General features: G+C 73.5%; 12 protein-coding genes. 10 read left to right on the top strand and 2 right to left on the bottom strand.

Annotation, left to right across the window (positions count from 1 at the left end; all coding sequences use genetic code 11):
* The first annotated feature begins 104 nt into the window (after positions 1-104).
* The 3 genes from coaBC to ABT296_RS23640 all read left to right on the top strand — a co-directional run bounded on the left by coaBC (position 105) and on the right by ABT296_RS23640 (position 5,022).
* Positions 105-1,307, top strand: a complete 1,203-nt coding sequence (gene coaBC / locus ABT296_RS23630; protein ID WP_351930457.1) for a bifunctional phosphopantothenoylcysteine decarboxylase/phosphopantothenate--cysteine ligase CoaBC — start codon at positions 105-107, stop codon at positions 1,305-1,307.
* A gap of 238 nt (positions 1,308-1,545) precedes the next feature.
* A complete protein-coding gene (gene metK / locus ABT296_RS23635) occupies positions 1,546-2,754 on the top strand; it encodes a methionine adenosyltransferase (protein WP_351930459.1) in 1,209 nt (402 codons plus the stop codon).
* A gap of 111 nt (positions 2,755-2,865) precedes the next feature.
* Complete coding sequence (locus ABT296_RS23640) at positions 2,866-5,022, top strand: primosomal protein N' (RefSeq protein WP_351930461.1); 2,157 nt, start codon at positions 2,866-2,868, stop codon at positions 5,020-5,022.
* Positions 5,023-5,244: 222 nt separating this feature from the next.
* Here the strand turns inward: ABT296_RS23640 and ABT296_RS23645 are convergent, their stop codons facing one another.
* Positions 5,245-5,781 (bottom strand): hypothetical protein, encoded by a 537-nt coding sequence (locus ABT296_RS23645; protein ID WP_351930463.1) that lies wholly within the window; start codon positions 5,779-5,781, stop codon positions 5,245-5,247.
* A 282-nt stretch (positions 5,782-6,063) separates the two neighbouring features.
* Between ABT296_RS23645 and fmt the strand changes: the two genes are divergently transcribed.
* Both fmt and ABT296_RS23655 read left to right on the top strand, forming a co-directional pair.
* Positions 6,064-6,996: a methionyl-tRNA formyltransferase gene (fmt, locus tag ABT296_RS23650; protein WP_351930465.1), complete on the top strand. Its 933-nt coding sequence runs from the start codon at positions 6,064-6,066 to the stop codon at positions 6,994-6,996.
* A gap of 116 nt (positions 6,997-7,112) precedes the next feature.
* The gene (locus ABT296_RS23655) at positions 7,113-8,531 is read left to right on the top strand and encodes an RsmB/NOP family class I SAM-dependent RNA methyltransferase (RefSeq protein ID WP_351930467.1); all 1,419 of its coding nucleotides are present in this window, start codon (positions 7,113-7,115) and stop codon (positions 8,529-8,531) included.
* A gap of 20 nt (positions 8,532-8,551) precedes the next feature.
* On the opposite strand, the gene ABT296_RS23660 is transcribed toward ABT296_RS23655, so the two are convergent.
* Complete coding sequence (locus tag ABT296_RS23660; RefSeq protein WP_351930469.1) at positions 8,552-10,690, bottom strand: MMPL family transporter; 2,139 nt, start codon at positions 10,688-10,690, stop codon at positions 8,552-8,554.
* A 160-nt stretch (positions 10,691-10,850) separates the two neighbouring features.
* Between ABT296_RS23660 and rpe the strand changes: the two genes are divergently transcribed.
* The 5 genes from rpe to ABT296_RS23685 all read left to right on the top strand — a co-directional run bounded on the left by rpe (position 10,851) and on the right by ABT296_RS23685 (position 15,269).
* Complete coding sequence (gene rpe, locus ABT296_RS23665) at positions 10,851-11,537, top strand: ribulose-phosphate 3-epimerase (protein WP_351930471.1); 687 nt, start codon at positions 10,851-10,853, stop codon at positions 11,535-11,537.
* 86 nt (positions 11,538-11,623) lie between these two features.
* Complete coding sequence (locus ABT296_RS23670) at positions 11,624-12,667, top strand: sugar-binding transcriptional regulator (protein ID WP_351930473.1); 1,044 nt, start codon at positions 11,624-11,626, stop codon at positions 12,665-12,667.
* A 151-nt stretch (positions 12,668-12,818) separates the two neighbouring features.
* Positions 12,819-13,109, top strand: a complete 291-nt coding sequence (locus ABT296_RS23675; RefSeq protein ID WP_351930475.1) for a barstar family protein — start codon at positions 12,819-12,821, stop codon at positions 13,107-13,109.
* A 131-nt stretch (positions 13,110-13,240) separates the two neighbouring features.
* Positions 13,241-14,683, top strand: coding sequence for a GuaB1 family IMP dehydrogenase-related protein (locus ABT296_RS23680; protein WP_351930477.1), 1,443 nt, complete (start codon positions 13,241-13,243; stop codon positions 14,681-14,683).
* An 88-nt stretch (positions 14,684-14,771) separates the two neighbouring features.
* Positions 14,772-15,269: a GNAT family N-acetyltransferase gene (locus ABT296_RS23685; RefSeq protein ID WP_351930479.1), complete on the top strand. Its 498-nt coding sequence runs from the start codon at positions 14,772-14,774 to the stop codon at positions 15,267-15,269.
* The last annotated feature ends 11 nt before the right edge of the window (positions 15,270-15,280 follow it).

Raw genomic sequence — 15,280 nt, forward strand, 5'->3', positions numbered from 1 at the left:
GCAGCACCAGCTGCCGGGCCTGTGGTCTGCTCAGGGGGCACACGGGTTCACCGTCCGTCGTGATGCAGCATGGGGTCGTACGTTTTCCGAGCCGGGGAGAGACCGTGGACAAGCCGAGGGTCGTTCTGGGGGTGAGCGGCGGCATCGCCGCCTACAAGGCCTGTGAGCTGCTGCGCAGGCTGTCGGAGTCAGGACACGACGTCCGGGTGGTGCCGACCGCCTCCGCCCTGCACTTCGTCGGTGCCGCCACCTGGTCCGCGCTGTCCGGCAACCCCGTCTCGACCGAGGTCTGGGACGACGTCCACGAGGTGCCGCACGTCCGCATCGGCCAGCACGCCGACCTGGTCGTGGTCGCCCCGGCCACCGCGGACCTGCTCGCCAAGGCGGCGCACGGCCTCGCCGACGACCTGCTGACCAACACCCTCCTCACCGCCCGCTGCCCGGTCGTCTTCGCCCCCGCGATGCACACCGAGATGTGGGAGCACCCGGCCACCCAGGAGAACGTGGCGACGCTGCGCCGCCGCGGCGCCGTCGTCATCGAACCCGCCGTCGGCCGCCTCACCGGCGTGGACACCGGCAAGGGGCGCCTGCCCGACCCCGCCGAGATCTTCGAGGTCTGCCGCCGGGTGCTGGCCAGAGGCGTCACCGAGCCCGACCTCGCGGGGCGCCATGTCGTGGTCAGCGCCGGCGGCACCCGCGAGCCCCTGGACCCGGTCCGCTTCCTCGGCAACCGTTCCTCCGGCAAGCAGGGCTACGCCCTCGCCCGCACCGCCGCCGCGCGGGGCGCCCGGGTCACCCTGATCGCCGCGAACACCGGGCTGCCCGACCCGGCGGGCGTCGACGTCGTCCCGGTGGGCACGGCCGTGCAGCTGCGCGAGGCGGTGCTGAAGGCGGCCGCCGACGCGGACGCGGTCGTCATGGCCGCGGCGGTCGCGGACTTCCGGCCCGCCGAGTACGCCTCCGGGAAGATCAAGAAGAAGGACGGGCAGGAACCTGCCCCCATCGTGCTGGTGCGGAATCCGGACATCCTTGCGGAGATCTCCGGCGACCGGGCCCGGCCCGGCCAGGTGGTCGTCGGCTTCGCCGCCGAGACGGACGACGTGCTGGCCAACGGCCGCGCCAAGCTCGCCCGCAAGGGATGCGACCTGCTGGTGGTGAACGAGGTGGGGGAGCGCAAGACCTTCGGCGCCGAGGAGAACGAGGCCGTGGTGCTGGGTGCCGACGGCACCGAGACGCCCGTCCCCTACGGACCCAAGGAGGCCCTGGCCGAAACCGTGTGGGATCTGGTCGCCGTTCGGCTGAGCTGAATGTTGCATTCCTTTCACGGGTTCCAAAACCCCGCGCATTGGGGCGTGGCGCCCCTGGCCAAGGCCGCGGGGGATTGGGCAGAATGCCCGTGCCGCAGGTCACAGGGCTCCCGAGAGGCGAGACAGGTGGGCCCGTGGCCGAGCGCGACCGATAAACTGTTCTCGGACGACGCCGGGCGCAGCCTCCGTCCCGTCCGCCAATGATCAGCCAGCAGCCGCTGCAACCCCAGGGAGCGTTGTGTCCCGTCGCCTTTTCACCTCGGAGTCCGTGACCGAGGGTCACCCCGACAAGATCGCTGACCAGATCAGCGACACCATTCTCGACGCGCTTCTGCGTGAGGACCCGACGTCCCGGGTCGCCGTCGAGACGCTGATCACCACCGGCCTGGTGCATGTGGCCGGCGAGGTCACGACCAAGACGTACGCGGACATCGCGACGCTGGTCCGCAACAAGATCCTCGAAATCGGCTACGACTCCTCCAAGAAGGGCTTCGACGGCGCCTCCTGCGGCGTGTCGGTGTCCATCGGCGCGCAGTCGCCGGACATCGCGCAGGGCGTCGACACGGCGTACGAGAACCGGGTCGAGGGCGACGAGGACGAGCTGGACCGTCAGGGCGCCGGTGACCAGGGCCTGATGTTCGGCTACGCCACCGACGAGACGCCCACGCTGATGCCGCTGCCGATCTTCCTGGCGCACCGGCTGTCCAAGCGCCTCTCCGAGGTCCGCAAGAACGGCACCATCCCCTACCTGCGCCCCGACGGCAAGACCCAGGTCACCATCGAGTACGACGGCGACAAGGCCGTCCGCCTCGACACCGTCGTCGTCTCCTCGCAGCACGCCTCCGACATCGACCTGGAGTCGCTGCTCGCCCCCGACATCCGCGAGTTCGTCGTGGAGCCGGAGCTGAAGGCGCTCCTGGACGACGGCATCAAGCTGGAGACCGAGGGCTACCGCCTGCTGGTCAACCCGACCGGACGCTTCGAGATCGGCGGCCCGATGGGCGACGCCGGCCTCACCGGCCGCAAGATCATCATCGACACCTACGGCGGCATGGCCCGCCACGGCGGCGGTGCCTTCTCCGGCAAGGACCCGTCCAAGGTGGACCGCTCGGCCGCCTACGCGATGCGCTGGGTCGCCAAGAACGTCGTCGCCGCGGGCCTGGCCTCCCGCTGCGAGGTCCAGGTGGCGTACGCCATCGGCAAGGCCGAGCCGGTCGGTCTGTTCGTCGAGACCTTCGGCACCGCCAAGGTCGACGCCGAGAGGATCGAGAAGGCGATCGACGAGGTCTTCGACCTCCGCCCGGCCGCGATCATCCGCGACCTGGACCTGCTCCGCCCGATCTACGCCCAGACGGCCGCCTACGGCCACTTCGGCCGCGAGCTGCCCGAGTTCACCTGGGAGCGCACGGACCGCGTGGACGCGCTGCGCAAGGCGGCGGGTCTGTAGGGTCCGCCCTCCGTACGGCCGACGAGGCCCGGTGCCCCCGAGCGGGGCGCCGGGCCTCGTCGCATGTCCGCGGCGCTCCGGCTGTCAGTGCCGTTTGGTAAGAATGCAGGCGTGAGCAGCGAGGACGGGCAGGCGGGCGGCGGCGCCGAGGGGGCGCCGCCGGAGCAGCTCGCGTTCATTCGGGAGAGTGTGCGCAAGGCCGGGACACCGCGGGCCAAGCCGCGCACCTGGCGGGGAGCTGCCCTGGCCCCGCGGCTGCCGGTCGCCCGGGTGCTGGTCGACAAGGGCGTCCTCCACCTCGACCGGTACTTCGACTACGCGGTGCCCGAGGAGCTGGACGCCGACGCGCAGCCCGGGGTGCGGGTGCGGGTGCGGTTCGGGGCCGGCCGGGGCCGGGTGCGCGAGGGGCGCCGCGAGGGCGGCGGGCTGATCGACGGGTTCCTCGTCGAGCGGCTCGCCGAGTCCGACTACGCCGGGCCGCTGGCCGCGCTGGCCCAGGTCGTCTCGCCCGAGCGGGTCCTCGACGAGGAGCTGCTGGGGCTGGCCCGGGCCGTCGCCGACCGGTACGCGGGAAGCCTGGCGGACGTGCTGCAGCTCGCCGTCCCCCCGCGCAGCGCCCGCGCCGAGCAACGGCCCTCGCCCGAGCCGCTGCCGGCGCCCGCTCGGCCCGCCGCGGGCTCCTGGGAGCGGTACGAGCACGGTCCCGCGTTTCTCCACGCGCTGGCGGCGGGCGGCGCGCCCCGGGCGGTGTGGAACGCGCTGCCGGGGCCGCGGTGGAGCGAGGAGATCGCCCGGGCCGTCGCCGCGACGCTCGCCTCCGGGCGGGGGGCGCTGGTGGTGGTGCCGGACGGGCGCGCCGTCGCCCGGGTCGACGCCGCGCTGACCGAGCTGCTCGGGGAGGGCCGGCACGCCGTGCTCACCGCCGACGCGGGGCCCGAGAAGCGGTACCGGGAGTGGCTCGCCGTGCGGCGCGGGTCCGTACGGGCCGTGGTGGGGACGCGGGCCGCCATGTTCGCGCCGGTGCGGGACCTGGGTCTGGTGGTCATCTGGGAGGACGGGGACGACAGTCACAGCGAGCCGCACGCTCCGCAGCCGCACGCCCGCGATGTGCTGCTGTCCCGGGCCGCGCAGGACAAGTGCGGTTTCCTGCTGGGGGCTTGGAGCTGCACGGTGGAGGCCGCGCAACTGGTGGAGAGCGGCTGGGCCCGGCCGCTGGCCGCCGCCCGGGAACAGGTGCGGGCCGCGGCGCCGCTGGTGCGGACCGTGGGCGACGGGGACCTGGCCCGGGACGAGGCGGCGCGCGCCGCCCGGCTGCCCTCCATCGCCTGGCAGGTCGTCAGGGACGCCCTGAAGCAGGGGCCGGTGCTGGTGCAGGTGCCCCGGCGCGGGTACGTGCCGCGGCTGGCGTGCGCGAACTGCCGGGCGCCCGCGCGGTGTCGGCACTGCGCGGGCCCCCTGGAGGCGCAGGACGCCGGGGCGCTGCGCTGCGGCTGGTGCGGACGCGAGGACGGCTCCTGGCACTGTCCGGAGTGCGGTGGGTTCCGGCTGCGCGCGCAGGTCGTCGGTGCCCGGCGGACCGCGGAGGAACTGGGCCGGGCGTTTCCGGCCGTGCCGGTGCGGACCTCCGGTCGGGAGCATGTGCTGGACACCGTGCCGGGGACGCCGGCCCTGGTGGTGAGCACGCCGGGGGCGGAGCCGGTCGCGGAGGGGGGCTACGCGGCGGCGCTGCTGCTGGACGGCTGGGCCATGCTCGGGCGGCCCGATCTGCGGGCGGGGGAGGACGCGTTGCGGCGGTGGATCGGCGCGGCGGCGCTGGTGCGGCCGCAGGGGGCGGGCGGCACCGTGGTGGCGGTCGCCGAACCGACCCTGCGGCCGGTGCAGGCCCTGGTCCGGTGGGATCCGGTGGGGCACGCCGTGCGGGAGCTGGCGGACCGGGCCGAGCTGGGGTTCCCGCCGGTCTCCCGGATGGCGGCGGTCTCCGGCGGCGCCGAGGCCGTCACGGAGTTCCTGCGTGCGGTGGAACTGCCCGCGGAGGCCGAGGTGTTGGGGCCCGTCCCGGTGCCCGTCACCACGCCGGGCGGCCCCAGGCGGGTCGGGGCGCCGCCGCCGGGGGAGCGGTGGGAGCGGGCGTTGATCCGGGTGCCGCCGGGGAGGGGCGCGGCCCTGGCGACCGCGCTGAAGACCGCGCAGGCCGCGCGGATGGCACGGGGCGGCTCGGGCGGGGAGACGGCGGTACGGGTACGGATCGATCCACCGGACATCGGCTGAGGGCTGGGCTGGGCTGGGCTGGGCTGGGTGGGGCGAGGCGGCGCGGGGCGGGACGGGGCGACGCGGCGCGAGGTGAGGTGAGGCGGGCGGCACGAGTCGGGGCGGGGCGGGGCGGGTTCGGGCCGAGCGGTTGCAGTGCCGGGGGCGCCCTGTGCGTGACGAACCCCCGTCCTCCCGGTGTCGGCGTCGGGAGGACGGGGGTTCGTCGGGGTGCGGGACGGGTCAGCCGTTGCGGGGGGAGGGGAAGGCCGGGGGGCGGGGGTCGTCCCGCAGGGCGGGGGACGCGGTGGGCTGCGTGGGCATCGAGTGGGCCGCGGGCACGGTCGGCACCGCAGGGATACCCGTGGTGACGCTCACCGTCCGGCTCGCCTGCTCGGTCGTGCGCTCGGCCTCGGCCGCCGCCTGGGTCGCCGCGCGCCGCGAGCCGTAACGGCGGTGCACCGCCTGCTTGGTCACGCCGAGGGCGGAGCCCACCGCGTCCCACGAGAAGCCGAGCGAGCGGTCGAAGTCCACCGCGGCCGTCACCAGCGTCTCCACACTGTCCCGCAGCTCCTGGGCGAGACGGACCGTCGGGGCGGGGGCGCGTCCGTAGACGACGAAGCCCGTGGACGGGCCGGAGCGGCGCGGGCGGTAGACGTTGCCCAACTGGGCGGTGAGCGTGCGCAGTGCGTCCACCTGCCGGCGGACCCGCTCGATGTCCCGCACCAGCAAGTGCAGGCTGGCCCGAGCCTGGGCGTCGTGGGTTGCGTGGTCGGCCATGAACAAGCCTCTCGAAACCGGCGTTGAAAAGGATCGGGCCGAGCGATGTGCGGCCCGCTGTGGTCAACTCTTTCTTGACCAACGCGTCTGCGCTCCGCTGGTCACGCAGAGGGGGCGTACCGGCATATGCGTGCGCCGGGGAGGGCGCGGCGTCGCGCGTCGGTCCCGGGGCGCGTACGGCCGCGTCCGTTCCCGGTGGCCTCGGCAACCCCCGGGCGCCGTACCCCAATAGACTGGTGTGCTGCCCGACCGAACCCGACCCCGAGAGGCCCGTACGCACTCATGAAGCTCGTCTTCGCCGGTACCCCCGAGGTCGCCGTTCCCGCCCTGGACGCCCTCCTCGCCTCCGGGCGGCACGAGGTGGCCGCCGTCGTCACCCGGCCCGACGCCCCCGCCGGGCGCGGGCGCCGCCTGGTCGCCTCGCCCGTCGCCCAGCGCGCCGAGGAGGCCGGGATCGAGGTCCTCAAGCCCGCCAAGCCGCGCGACCCGGAGTTCCTGGAGCGGCTGCGGCAGATCGCGCCGGACTGCTGTCCCGTCGTGGCCTACGGCGCGATCCTCCCGCGCATCGCCCTCGACGTGCCCGCCCACGGCTGGGTCAACCTGCACTTCTCGTTGCTGCCCGCCTGGCGCGGTGCCGCTCCCGTGCAGCACGCCATCATGGCGGGCGACGAGATCACCGGCGCCAGCACCTTCCTGATCGAGGAGGGCCTCGACTCCGGACCGGTGTACGGGACGGTCACCGAGGAGGTCCGGCCCACCGACACCAGCGGCGACCTGCTGACCCGGCTCGCCTTCGCCGGCGCCGGACTGCTCGCCGCCACCATGGACGGGATCGAGGACGGCTCCCTCAAGGCCGTGCCGCAGCCCGGCGACGGCGTCAGCCTGGCCCCCAAGGTCAACGTCGAGGACGCCCACGTCGACTGGCGCGCCCCCGCCCTGCGCGTCGACCGGCTGGTGCGCGGCTGCACCCCCGCGCCCGGGGCGTGGACGGTCTTCCGCGGCGAGCGGCTCAAGCTGATCCAGGTGCGTCCGGTGCCGGAGCGCACCGAACTGGCCCCCGGCGCGCTCGCCGTCGGCAAGAACAGCGTGCACACCGGCACCGGTTCGTACGCCGTGGAGCTGCTGTGGGTGCAGGCGCAGGGCAAGAAGCCGATGCGGGCGGCCGACTGGGCGCGCGGCGTGCGCATCACCGACGGCGAGCTGCTCGGCGCCTGACCGGCCCCGGGGGCCCTGACCGGCCGCGCACCGGGCGCCCGGTGCGTCGTACGCTGGACGGACACGGCGGCCGGCAGCGGCCGGTTCGTCATCCAGCAATCCGGAGCACCTTTTTCGTGAGCGACACCTCCCCTCGGCCCCACAAGCCCGGCAAGCCCTACCGGCGGCCCAAGAAGGACCCCGTCCGCATCCTCGCCTTCGAGGCCCTGCGGGCCGTGGACGAGCGGGACGCCTACGCCAACCTGGTCCTCCCGCCCCTGCTGCGCAAGGCGCGGGAGAAGGGCGACTTCGACAACCGGGACGCCGCCCTCGCCACCGAGCTGGTGTACGGGACGCTGCGCCGCCAGGGCACCTACGACGCGGTCATCGCGGCCTGCGTCGACCGGCCGCTGCGCGAGGTCGACCCGCCGGTGCTCGACGTGCTGAGCCTCGGGGCGCACCAGTTGCTCGGCACCCGGATCCCCACGCACGCCGCGGTCTCCGCCTCCGTCGAGCTCGCCCGGGTCGTCCTCGGCGACGGCCGGGCCAAGTTCGTCAACGCCGTGCTGCGCAAGATCGCCCAGCACGGTCTCGACGAGTGGATCGAGCGGGTCGCGCCGCCCTACGACGACGACCCCGAGGACCATCTCGCCGTCGTCCACTCCCATCCGCGCTGGGTCGTCTCCGCCCTGTGGGACTCCCTCGGCGGCGGCCGCGCGGGGATCGAGGAGCTGCTCGCGGCCGACAACGAGCGGCCCGAGGTGACGCTGGTCGCCCGGCCCGGGCGGGCCACCACCGAGGAACTGCTCGGCGAGGAGGCCGCCGTACCGGGACGCTGGTCGCCGTACGCCGTGCGGCTCGCCGAGGGCGGGGAGCCCGGCGCCATCGGCGCCGTGCGCGACGGGCGCGCGGGGGTGCAGGACGAGGGCAGTCAGCTGGTCGCCCTGGCGCTCGCCAACGCGCCGGTCGACGGACCCGACCGCAGGTGGCTCGACGGATGCGCCGGACCCGGCGGCAAGGCCGCGCTGCTCGGCGCGCTCGCCGCCCGGCGCGGAGCCGTGCTGCTCGCCTCCGAGAAGCAGCCGCACCGGGCCGGCCTCGTCGCCCGGGCCCTCGACGGCAACCCCGGGCCCTGGCAGGTCATCGCCGCCGACGGGACCCGTCCGCCGTGGCGCCCCGGCTCCTTCGACCGCGTGCTGATGGATGTGCCGTGCACCGGTCTCGGCGCGCTCCGGCGGCGGCCCGAGGCGCGGTGGCGGCGCAGGCCCGAGGACCTCGACGCCTTCGCGCCGCTCCAGCGGGCCCTGCTGGGGACGGCCCTCGAATCCGTGCGGGTCGGCGGCGTCGTCGGCTACGCCACCTGCTCCCCGCACCTCGCCGAGACCCGTGCCGTCGTCGACGACCTCCTCAAGCAGCACCCGGAGGCGGAACTGATCGACGCGCGCCCGCTGCTGCCCGGTGTGCCCGACCTCGGCGAGGGGCCCGACGTCCAGCTCTGGCCCCACCTGCACGGCACCGACGCCATGTACCTGGCCCTGATCCGCCGCACGGCCTGAGAGCGGGTCCCGCGCCGACGTCAGCCGGTGCGGGACTCCTGGGTCGGTTCGGGAGCCGCCGCGCGGCCGTCCTCCTTGGCCAGCCGGTGCGGCCACCACACCTTCGGGCCCACGTCCAGGAAGAGCGACGTGACCAGCACCGACCGGACCACGAAGGTGTCCAGCAGCACGCCCAGGGCGACCGCGAAGCCGATCTCCGCGAAGGCCACCATCGGGAGCGTGCCGAGGGCGGCGAAGGTGCCGGCCAGCACCAGCCCCGCCGAGGTGATCACCGCGCCGGTCGCGGCGAGGCCGGTCACCACACCCGCACGGGTGCCCTGGTGGGCCGCCTCCTCGCGGATCCGGGTGGTCAGGAAGATGTTGTAGTCGATGCCCAGGGCGACCAGGAACACGAAGACGAACAGCGGGAAGTCCGTCGACTCGCCCGCGTAGTCGAAGATGTACCGGAAGGCGAGCGCGCTGATGCCCAGCGCCGCCGCGAAGGACAGGATCACCGTCCCGATCAGCAGCAGCGGGGCGATCACGGCCCGCAGCAGGACGCACAGGATCAGCAGCACCACGACCAGCACCAGCGGGATGATCAGGATGTTGTCGTGCGTGGTCGCCCGGTCCATGTCGAGCAGGGCGGCCGTACCGCCGCCCACCTGGGCGTCGGCGTCCGGCACCGCGTGCACGGCGTCCCGCACCCGCTCCACGGTCTGCTTGGCGGCCTCGCTGTCGGCCGGGTCGGACATCGTGGCCTCGAACAGGACCTTCCCGTCGACGGACGGAGCGGTCCCCGGTGGCAGCCCGAGGGACTCCGGGACCACGCCCGGGGTCTCGGCGACCGCCAGGCCGACCTCCCGGGCCTGCGCCTGATTGCTGATGATGACCAGCGGATCGCCGCTGCCCGCCGGGAAGTACTGTTCGGAGATCTCCTGGCCGGTGATCGAGTCCGGGGTGCCGGTGAACGCGTCCGCGTTGCTGATGCCCTCCGCGCGCAGCTGGATCAGGCCCAGCGAGCAGATCGCGAGGGCCACCGCGGTGACCGCCCAGATCATCCGCGGCCGCGCGGAGATACGGCTGCCCATGCGCGCCCAGATGCCGCTGTCGTGCGGGTTCGGGGCGCCCAGGTGCGGCTTCACCGGCCAGAAGATCCACCGTCCGCAGATCACCAGCAGCGCCGGGAACAGCGTCATCATCGCGAGCACGGCGACCGCGACGCCGATCGCCGCGACCGGTCCCAGACCGCTGGTGGAGTTCATCTCGGCGAACATCAGCACCAGCATGCTGAGCACCACGGTCGCGCCGGAGGCGATCACCGCAGGGCCCGCCCGGTGCAGGGCCAGCGCCATCGCCTCGTGCCGGTCCTCGTGACGGCGCAACTCCTCCCTGTAGCGCGCGACGAGCAGCAGGGCGTAGTCCGTCCCCGCACCGAAGACCAGCACGGTGAGGATGCCCGCGCTCTGGCCGTTGACGGTCAGCCCGGCGTGCTCGGCGAGGAAGTAGATCACCGCCTGCGCGGTGAAGAGCGCGGCGACCACCGCGAGCAGCGGCACCAGCAGCAGCGTCGGACTGCGGTAGGTGATCAGCAGCATCACGATGACGACGGCCATCGCCGACAGCAGCAGCGTGGAGTCGATGCCCTCGAACGCCTCGGAGAAGTCCGCCGAGGTCCCGCCCGGCCCGGTGATGTGCACGGCGAGGCCGCCGCCGCCCTCCCCGACGACGTCCCGGATCTCGTCGACGGCCGGCGCGATGCGCTCCCAGCCCTGCTCGTCCATGGTGATCGGCACGTACACCTGGGCCGCGCGCGGATCGACGTCCCGGTCGTAGGTGGGCCCGCGGGTCTCGTCGCCGCGGATTCCGTAGACGGTGAGCTGCTTCAGCTCCCGCACGTCCTCCTCGATGGCGGCCCGGTCCTGGGCGGTGAGGCCGTCGTCGCGGGCGTAGACCACCACGGCGGGGATCTGCTCGGGCCTGAAGTCCTCGGAGATGTGGAGGACTTGGGTGGATTCCGCCGAGCCGGGCAGCCAGGAGGCGGCGTCGTTGTCCTGCGCGTCGGCGAGTTTCTGGGCGAACGGAGCCGTCAGGAACAGCAGGATGAGCCAGAGCACCAGCACGACCCACTTGGCCCGGCGCCCGCAGACGAGATGCGCAATGCCCCGGTTATCCGGCATGGAGACCTCCGTGCCGGCACCCGTGGGGCGCACGGCTGTGTTCGATCCGCGGCGACCGCCGCGCGGGCGCGATCGGCCCCATCCAATCCGCACCGGGCCGGAAACCGCCACCCCTTGGGCCCCCACGGCTCAAGTCGTGCGGACCGCATACGCTTGGGGCATGGCCGCGCAGATCAATCCCAGCATCCTGTCCGCCGACTTCGCCCGCCTCGCGGACGAGGCGAAGGCGGTCCAGGGAGCCGACTGGCTCCATGTCGACGTCATGGACAACCATTTCGTCCCGAACCTCACGCTCGGTGTGCCGGTCGTAGAGTCGCTGGCCCGTGCGACGGACACTCCGCTGGACTGCCATCTGATGATCGAGGCCCCCGATCGGTGGGCGCCCCAGTACGTGGAGGCGGGGGCCGGTTCCGTCACCTTCCATGTCGAGGCCGCCGCCGCTCCTGTGCGTCTGGCCCGGGAGATCCGGGCCAAGGGCGCGCGGGCCTCCATGGCGCTCAGGCCCGCGACGCCGATCGAGCCGTACGAGGATCTGCTCCCCGAGCTCGACATGCTGCTGATCATGACGGTCGAGCCGGGATTCGGGGGGCAGGCGTTTCTCGACATCATGCTCCCCAAGATTCGCCGCACCCGCGAGTTGATCAGCAAGCACGGCCTCGAGCTGTGGCTCCAGGTCGACGGCGGGGTCTCGGAGGCGACGATCGAGCGGTGCGCGGAGGCCGGCGCGGACGTCTTCGTCGCCGGTTCCGCGGTGTACGGCGCCGAGGACCCCGCCGAGGCGGTCCGGGCGCTGCGCGAGCGGGCCGAGGCGACGACGAAGACCGCCGCCTGGGCATGCGGCCACTGAGCCAAGGGAACGTGAACGGCGCCCTTCAGGGCGGATCCATCGCGCCGGATCTGCAAGGATGAACGGCGAACCCAGAGTGTGAACAGTTGAACAGTAGTGAGGAGATCGCCGTGTCGGGTATGTCGGCGGGCCGGTCAGCCATGCGGATGGGACCCGCTGAGCTGGTGCAGGCGGCGGCCATGGCCCGCCGCTTCTACCTCGAGGGCAAGTCCAAGATCCAGATCGCGGAGGAGTTCGGCGTCAGCCGCTTCAAGGTGGCCCGGGTCCTGGAGACCGCCCTCGAGCGGGATCTCGTGCGTATCGAGATCCGAGTCCCCGCGGAGCTGGACGCCGAGCGCTCGGACGCGCTGCGCGCCCGCTACGGTCTGCGGCATGCCGTCGTGGTCGAGTCGCCCGCGGAGGCCGAGGACACTCCCGACCCGGAGAACCTGGGAGAAGTGGCCGCCGACCTGCTCGGCGAACTGGTGAACGAGGGCGATGTGCTGGGCCTGGCCTGGGGCCGGTCCACCATCCACATGGCGGCCGCGCTGGACCGGCTGCCGCCCTGCACGGTCGTGCAGTTGACGGGCGTCTACGACGCCGGGACCGCCGAGCGCGGCTCGGTGGAGGCGGTGCGCCGGGCCGCCCAGGTCTCCGGCGGCGACGCGCACCCCATCTACGCGCCGATGCTGCTGCCGGACGCGGCCACCGCGGCGGCGCTGCGCAACCAGACCGGGATCGCCCGGGCCTTCGAGTACTTCGACAAGGTCACGGTCGCCTGTGTCTCCATCGGATCCTGGGAGCCCGGCATCTCCACGGTGCACGACATGCTCAGCGACCAGGAGCGGGCGCACTACGCCTCGCTCGGGGTGGCCGCCGAGATGTCGGCGCACCTCTTCGACTCCGACGGCCGCCGGGTCGGCCGGGACCTGGGCGAGCGGTGCATCACCGTCAAGGCCGACCAGTTGCGCCGTATCCCCGAGGTGGTCGCCATAGCGGGCGGGGCGCGCAAGGCGTCCGCGATCGACGCGGTCCTGCGGTCGGGACTCGTGACGAGCCTGGTGACCGACACCTCCGCCGCGGACGTGCTGATGACCACCGGACCGACCCCGAAGCCCGCGCTCAACAGGGCCGATCCGGACGGTATCTGACAGAGGGTCGGCATTGACGGGCCGCGGTGGCATCGCCTGGATGCCGCCGCGGCCCGTTTGCCGCGTGCGCCCCGCACGGTGCCATCGGCCCTTCCGGCGCCGAGGTCCACTCCACCGACGATCACCACGACTCGTTCAGGGCGGTACCGAGATGACGCAAGTCCTGCTCACGCTGGACCTCGACGGGGTCACCGACAAGGCGGGCCTGATGGACCGGTGCCTGCGGGACCTGGCGCTGCCGGACTGGTTCGGCCGCAACTGGGACGCGCTGGCCGACGTCCTGTCCGACCCGCAGCTGTGGCCCGGGGAGGCCGCCGTGGTCGTCGTACGCAACTGGCGGGCCTACGCCGAGGCGCGCCCGCAGGAGTGGGACACCGCCCGCGAGGTGTTCACGGACGCCTCGGCCGTCACCGTGGCCCTCGCCCTTGGAGGATCCTCCTAGCGGGTTCCGGCGGCCCTGGACGAACCGACCGTGTATGGCGCGGGGGTCGTCATGGGAGAATGAAGTACGTGCTCTTTCCCCCTGGCTGACCTGTCCGGGGGCCACCTCTGAACGACTGGGATGTGCAGCACGTGCGTTTCCTGAATGACATCCAGCCCCCGTACGACCTGACGTACGACGACGTCTTCATGGTCCCGAGCCGCTCCGCGGTCGGTTCCCGGCAGGGCGTGGACCTCAGCGCCCCGGACGGCACGGGCACGACGATCCCGCTCGTCGTCGCCAACATGACCGCCATCGCCGGTCGGCGGATGGCGGAGACGATGGCCCGGCGCGGCGGTCTGGTGGTCATCCCGCAGGACATCCCCATCGAGGTCGTCACCGACGTCGTCTCCTGGGTCAAGAGCCGGCACCACGTCCTGGACACCCCCATCGTGCTGGCCCCGCACCAGACCGTCGCCGACGCCCTCGCCCTGCTGCCCAAGCGGGCCCACAACGCCGGTGTCGTCGTGGACGAGGACCACAAGCCGGTCGGCGTGGTCACCGACGCCGACCTCACCGGCGTGGACCGCTTCACCCAGCTCGCCGAGGTCATGTCCCGCGACCTGCTGCTCCTCGACGCCGGCATCGACCCGCGCGAGGCGTTCAACACCCTCGACCACCACAACCGCCGCTACGCCCCGGCCGTGGACGCCGACGGCCGCCTCGCGGGCATCCTCACCCGCAAGGGCGCCCTGCGCGCCACGCTGTACACGCCGGCCGTCGACGCGCAGGGCAGGCTGCGCGTCGCCGCCGCCGTCGGCATCAACGGCGACGTGGCGGGCAAGGCCAAGCAGCTGCTCGACGCGGGCGTGGACACCCTCGTCATCGACACCGCGCACGGCCACCAGGAGTCGATGATCAGCGCGATCAGGGTGGTCCGCGCGCTCGACCCGCAGGTCCCCATCGTGGCCGGCAACATCGTCGCCGCCGAGGGCGTGCGGGATCTGATCGAGGCGGGCGCCGACATCATCAAGGTCGGCGTCGGACCGGGCGCCATGTGCACCACCCGGATGATGACCGGCGTCGGCCGCCCGCAGTTCTCCGCGGTGCTGGAGTGCGCCGCCGAGGCCCGCAAGTACGGCAAGCACGTCTGGGCCGACGGCGGCGTCCGGCACCCGCGTGACGTGGCGATGGCCCTGGCCGCCGGCGCCTCCAACGTGATGATCGGCTCCTGGTTCGCGGGCACCTACGAGTCCCCGGGCGACCTCCAGCAGGACGCAGGCGGCCGCCTGTACAAGGAGTCGTTCGGCATGGCCTCGGCGCGCGCGGTCCGCAACCGCACCTCCGAGGAGTCGTCCTACGACCGCGCCCGCAAGGCCCTGTTCGAGGAGGGCATCTCCACCTCCCGGATGTTCCTCGACCCGGTCCGCCCGGGTGTGGAGGACCTGATCGACTCGATCATCGCGGGCGTCCGCTCGTCCTGCACCTACGCCGGTGCCGGCTCCCTGGAGGAGTTCACCGAGAAGGCCGTCGTCGGCATCCAGAGCGCCGCCGGATACGCCGAGGGCAAGCCCCTGCACGCCAGCTGGAGCTGACCGAACTCCCTTGCGGACGGCCCCCGTTATTCCCCTCGCGCGGGAAAACCGGGGGCCGTCCGCAGGTCCGGGGCCCTACCGTCGGGGCATGGACATCACCGTCTGCACGGCCTCGGACGTGGCGCTGCTCGACCGGTACATGGGCTCGCCGGGCCGCACCTCCTTCCACGCGCGCCGGTTCGCCAGGCAGCGGGCGGGTCAGTGCACGTACCTCGTCGCCCACCTCGACGGCTGGCCCGTCGGGCACACCGAGATGCGCTGGATCGGCTGCTCGGCCCCCGAGGTGCGGGCCGCCCGCCCGGGCTGCCCGGAGATCGGCGGCCTCGCCGTGTGGCCCGACCACCTGCGCTCGCGGGGCATCGGCAGCGCGCTCGTGGGCGCCGCCGAGGAACTGGCCCGGCGGCGCGGACTGAGCGCCGTCGGCATCGGCGTCGGCCGGGACAACCCGCGGGCCGCCGCGCTGTACGAACGGCTCGGCTACCGGCCGCTGACCGACTACCTCGACCGGTACTCCTACGACGACCAGGACGGCGCGCTGCGCGAGTGCGTCGATCCCTGCACGTTCCTGGTCAAAGAACCCCTGTGAGTCATCGCCGC

The organism is Streptomyces sp. NPDC000983 (assembly GCF_040299205.1).
Taxonomy (GTDB): Bacteria; Actinomycetota; Actinomycetes; order Streptomycetales; family Streptomycetaceae; genus Streptomyces.